Source organism: Marivita sp., from assembly GCF_020055635.1.
In the GTDB taxonomy this organism is placed as follows: Bacteria; Pseudomonadota; Alphaproteobacteria; order Rhodobacterales; family Rhodobacteraceae; genus Marivita.
The window spans coordinates 1-5062 of the sequence record NZ_JAIPUT010000126.1 but is presented as its reverse complement, the minus strand read 5'-3'; the positions used below and the strand labels follow the sequence as shown (position 1 = coordinate 5062).

The window sequence follows — 5062 nt, the reverse complement described above, 5'->3', positions numbered from 1 at the left end:
CTGAACGCCAGCGGGGCAGCACCACGCGCACCGATCATGCGGCCGCAGCGCCTCGCGACGCGCAGGTCGACGAGGGCTGGCAGGCGCTGGCCCCCATCAGGCGCGACATCGAGACCCTCAAGCGCAACCGGGTGGTCGCGGTCGAAAGCGGGCACGCGGCGGCCCCTTACGACCTTCTGCGCACCAAGATCATGCATCAGGCCCAGAGCAATGGCTGGCGCCGGATCGCGATCGTCTCGCCCGATCCCGCGGCCGGCAAGACCACCACGCTGGCCAACCTGGCCTTCAGTTTCGAGCGCCAGCACGACATGCGGGTGATGTGCATCGATCTCGATCTGCGCCGCCCGAACCTGCACCGGGTGCTGGGACAGACGGTCGACCATTCCATGGCCGATGTGCTGGAGGGCCGGGTGCGCTTTGCCGATCACGGGATGCGCCTCGGCGAGCGCGTGGCCTTCGGCCTCAACCGCGGCGCCGCCATGCGCCCGTCGGAACTGTTGCTGAGCCGTGCCGCCCGTGCCGGGCTGGACGCGATCGAGCAGGATTACGCACCCGACCTCGTGTTCTTCGACATCTCGCCGCTCAATGTCAGCGACGACAACATCGCCTTTCTGCAGAATGTCGATTGCGCGCTGATCATCGCCGCCGCCGAATCCACCCCGACGAGCCTCGTCGACCAGGCCGAACGGCAGGTGGCCGAACTGACCAACGTGATGGGGATCGTCCTGAACAAGTGCCGCTATACCAGCGAAAGCGACGGTTATAACTACTATTATTACTGACCGGCCCCGACCGCCGGTCCGCGGAGCCATGGCGGCCTTCCGGGCGGGGTCTTCCCCTGCCGCGTTGCGGGCTTGCGCAGGGCCGGTCATGATGACCGGAGGTCGCTTCATCTCCTGTCTGTCATAAACCGGTCTTCCGATGTCACAGCCGAACGTGCTTGTCTTCTATCCGAAAGTTTTCTGGGGCGGCGGCCCCCCGAGAACCTGTTACGCGATCTGCGCGCCCTGGCCCGGGCAGGGCCTGCCCGTCACGGTTCACACCGCCGCCTATCCGCATGCCGACCCGGCGCGGATCATGGCGCCGGCCCTGCCGATGGTCCTGCCGCGGCGGTTGCAACGCCGTCTGGCCTCGGTCGCGCGGCTCCGCCCGATCCTGGAGCGGCGCAGCGTGGCACAGGCCGTGGCGGCCGTCCGGCCCGGCGACCTGTGCTATTTCTGGCCCGGCGCCTCGCAGGAAGCAACCGGAGCAACCGAGGCCGCCCGCGCCCGGGGCGGGCGTATCGTGGTCGAGTTCATCAACACGCACAGCGCCTATGCCAAGCGGATCCTCGATGCCGAATGCGACCGCATCGGGGCGCCCCGCTACCCGCAATTCACCGAAGCCCTGCTCGGGCGTGAGGCAGAGCGTCTTCGTCTGGCCGATGCCGTGTTCGCGCCCGGCCCGTTCGTGGAGACGTCGATCCGGGAGACGACCCCCGCATGTCCCGAGATCCTGCCGGCAAGTTACGGCACGTATCTTCCCTCCGGTCCGCCCGTGCAACGCACCGACAGACCCGCGGGGCGACCGCTGCGGTTTCTGTATGTGGGATCGGTAAGTCTGCGAAAGGGCGCGCATGTCCTGATGGAGGCCTGGCGCCGGGCCGGGTTGCCGGCCGAGCTGTGGATCGCCGGCAAGGTCGAGCGGCATATCGCGGCGCAGGACCTGCGCGACCGCTTTCTGGGCCGGATCCCGGATACGGTCAGGTTTCTCGGGCATGTCGGGGATATCACGCAGGTCTACCGCGACGTGGATGTCTTTGTCTTTCCCTCGCTGGAGGAAGGTGGACCGCAGGTGACCTACGAGGCCGCCGCGTATGGTCTGCCGCTGATCGTGACGCCGATGGGCGGCGGCTGGATCGCCAGGGACGGGGCCAATGCCATTGTCGTGCCGCCGGCCGACAGCACGGCCCTGGCCGAGGCGCTTGTCCGATTGCATGAAGACGATGACCTGCGCCGGTCACTGGGCGCACAGGCGCTTGCGGATGCGCCCTATTATGGATGGGATCAGGTGGCGGACCGCCGACGCCGGGCCTTGCTGGATTTCACGGGCGCCTGACCCCACGCCGCCTGATGACGGCGGTCGCCAATTTTCGGGCATGACGCCACAGCCCCCGCAAAGTTGCCGCCCCGGGGTCTGCCCTGCGTTGCAGAATCCATTGCGATGCTGCACAGACAAGATGCTTCCGGTGATGACCTCGGTTCGGATGGCGGGCTGCACAACAAGGGATCGAATGCTGAATGGACCACAAGGTCAGAATAGGCGTTGTCGGGCTCGGCAAGATGGGCTTGTCACATTTTGCCATGGTCAACGCTCATCCACAGGTTGAAACCATTGCCTGCGACGGCGCGGGGTTCATGGTGGATGTGCTGGGCCGCAATCTCGAGAACACGATCTACCGCGATTACGACACGATGCTCGACGCTGAGCGGCTCGATGCCGTGGTGATCGCCACGCCATCCCGGCTGCACGCGCCGATGACCACCGCGGCGCTGGAGCGCGGGTTGCATGTCTTCTGCGAAAAGCCGTTCTGTCTCGACTGGGCCGACAGCGAACGGCTGGCGACGCTGGCCGCCGACAAGGCGCGGGTCGCGCAGGTGGGCTATCATTACCGCTATGTCGGCGCGTTTCGCGAGATGAAGCGTATCCTGGACACGGGCGCCCTGGGCCGGATCACCCATGTCCTGGCCGAGGCGTATGGCCCGGTCGTTCTGCGCCCCAAGCGCAGCACCTGGCGCAGTCAGAAATCCGAAGGCGGCGGGTGCCTTTACGATTATGCCGCCCATCCGGTCAATCTGCTCAACTGGTTTTTCGGGACCCCCGCACAGGCCTCGGGCTCGGTTCTGACGCCGATCTTCTCGGACGGGATCGACGACCAGGTGACGGCGACGCTCGGCTGGGACGAGGGGCCGACGGCACAGCTCTCGGTCAACTGGTCGGATGAGAGCCACCGCAAGATGACCACCCGGATCACCATGATCGGCACCAATGGCCGGATTTTCGCCGACCGGCAGGAATGCCAGGTCTATCTGCGCGCACCTGATCCGGCATTGCCCGGCTTTGAGGCGGGCTGGACGGTGAAATACACCACCGAACTGACCGAAGACCCCTGGTTCTATCTGCGCGGCGAGGAATACTCCGCACAGCTGGCCGATTTCAGCGGGGCCGTGGCAGAGGGGCAGGGCAAGGCGGTGGAAAACGATTTCGCCTCGGCGGCGCAGACCGACCGCACCATGGCCATGATGATCGAGAATGCCGAAACCGGACAGCCCGTGGGCGCCCCCCCGGTCACGGCCCGGCCCACCCCCGCGCGCAAGCGCGGCTGGTTCGCATGGAAGGCATGACGATGGCACAGATGGACAGGCTGCTTTTCGGCGACAACCAGTTTTTCGGCATCAACCACATGTCCGAGGAAAAGGCGCGGGCCCAGGCCATGCGCTTCCAGAAGACCGATGCGATCATGGAGGTGCTGGATGTCGCGTACGCCGAGGGCATCCGCACCTTCATGTGCACCACCCATGACCGGATCACCGAGGTGGCCGACAGGGTGCGTGCCGATCCCGTGCGCTACGCGGATTTCCGGTTCTATCCCTGCATGCCCTACGCCCACAAATACGCCAATGCGGTGACCGATCACGGCATGGTCGGGGCGCTGCGGCATTTCATGCCGTCGGATGGCGTCCTGTCCACCGCGCTCACGGGGGGCCGGGCGCTCGCGACCAAGGAGGTGGACGGGATCGCGAAGGTGCTGATCGACATGGAAATGAAGATGTTCCACGGCCTGCAGACGCCGGTGATCTTCGTGCAGAACGTCTTCACCGATCTGCTTCTGGGCATGGGCTTCACCCGCGCCTTGCGCATCTTCCACGATCATGTGGTCACGAAATACGGGGTGGAGCCGGCCTTCATCACCATGAACATGCCCATGCTTCTGGAGGCCCTCGAAAAGGAGGGGATCGAACGCCCGATCATCTGCGCCAACATCAACAAGATCGGCTTTCGCATGTCGGGCGGTTTTGATGCCTATCTCGACGCGCTGAGATCCGGCCGGGTGCGGGCGGTGGCGATGTCGGTCTATGCCTCCGGCGCGATTCCGCCCGACGAGGCGATCCACTGGATCAGCGAGTTGCCGGGGGTGGAGTCGATCGTCTTCGGGGCCTCTTCCGCGGGCAATATCCGCGGGACAAAAGCGCTGGTCGACAAGTACATGGGAGCGCCTGCGTGATGGTGGAGGCTGGCACTGTCGAATGGCCCGACGGTTTGGGGTACATGAAGCGGGTGCCAATGCTCAATGCCTGGGTGCATGACATCTCCATGGACGATCTCGTGGAGCATCTCCGCGAAGGGGTGTTGCTGACCCTGCATGTGGACATGATCATGAAGCTGCAGACCGACCGCGAGTTTCACGACCTGCTGGACCGGTTCGACGTGATCACCTGCGACAGCCAGATCATGTATTTCGCCACGAAATTCCTCGGCACCCCGGTGCGCGAGCGGGTCTCGGGGTCGGATTATTTCCCGCGCTTCTACATGCGTTATGCCGACGACCCGTCGGTCACGATCTTCCTGATGGGGGGCAAGCCCGGTATCGCCGAAAGGGCGGCCGGCAACATCAACCACAAGGTCGGGCGCCGGATGATCGTGGGCACCGACGCCCCCGCCTTCGATTTCGAGAGCGATCCGGCCGAGATCGAGCGCATGATCGCCGCCGTCAACGACAGCGGCGCGAGTGTCTGCCTGGTCGGGCTGGGGGGCGGGCGGCAGGAGAAATTCATCATGCGCTACCGCGACCGCATGCCCGGTGTGCGGCTCTGGCTGCCCCTGGGCGGCACGATCGACTATGAAAGCGGCGGCTTCGCCCGGCCGCCCGTCTGGGTCACCGAATGGGGGTTTGAGTGGCTCTACCGCCTGATGAAGGAACCCCGCGCCCGGTTCCACCGCTACGTCATCCACGAGCCGCCATTTCTCTGGGCGGTGCTGAAGCAGAAGCTGGGGCTGTACCGGGACCCGTTCGCGGGGGGAT

The 5062-nt window shown here is 65.4% G+C and carries 5 protein-coding genes; all 5 read left to right on the top strand.

Annotation, left to right across the window (positions count from 1 at the left end; all coding sequences use genetic code 11):
• Positions 1 to 782: CpsD/CapB family tyrosine-protein kinase (locus tag LCF60_RS23410; RefSeq protein WP_292294945.1), on the top strand; the 782-nt coding region annotated here is incomplete at its 5' end.
• 139 nt (positions 783 to 921) lie between these two features.
• On the top strand, positions 922 to 2097 hold the full coding sequence (locus LCF60_RS23405) for a glycosyltransferase family 4 protein (protein ID WP_292294944.1): 1176 nt from the start codon (positions 922 to 924) through the stop codon (positions 2095 to 2097).
• Positions 2098 to 2279: 182 nt separating this feature from the next.
• Positions 2280 to 3383 carry a Gfo/Idh/MocA family oxidoreductase gene (locus LCF60_RS23400; protein ID WP_292294943.1) on the top strand — a complete coding sequence of 368 codons (1104 nt, stop codon included), beginning with the start codon at positions 2280 to 2282 and terminating at the stop codon, positions 3381 to 3383.
• 2 nt (positions 3384 to 3385) lie between these two features.
• On the top strand, positions 3386 to 4264 hold the full coding sequence (locus LCF60_RS23395; protein ID WP_292294942.1) for a hypothetical protein: 879 nt from the start codon (positions 3386 to 3388) through the stop codon (positions 4262 to 4264).
• Positions 4264 to 5062 (top strand): WecB/TagA/CpsF family glycosyltransferase (locus tag LCF60_RS23390; protein ID WP_292294941.1); only part of this gene is annotated, 799 nt, incomplete at its 3' end. The genes LCF60_RS23395 and LCF60_RS23390, both read left to right, overlap by 1 nt.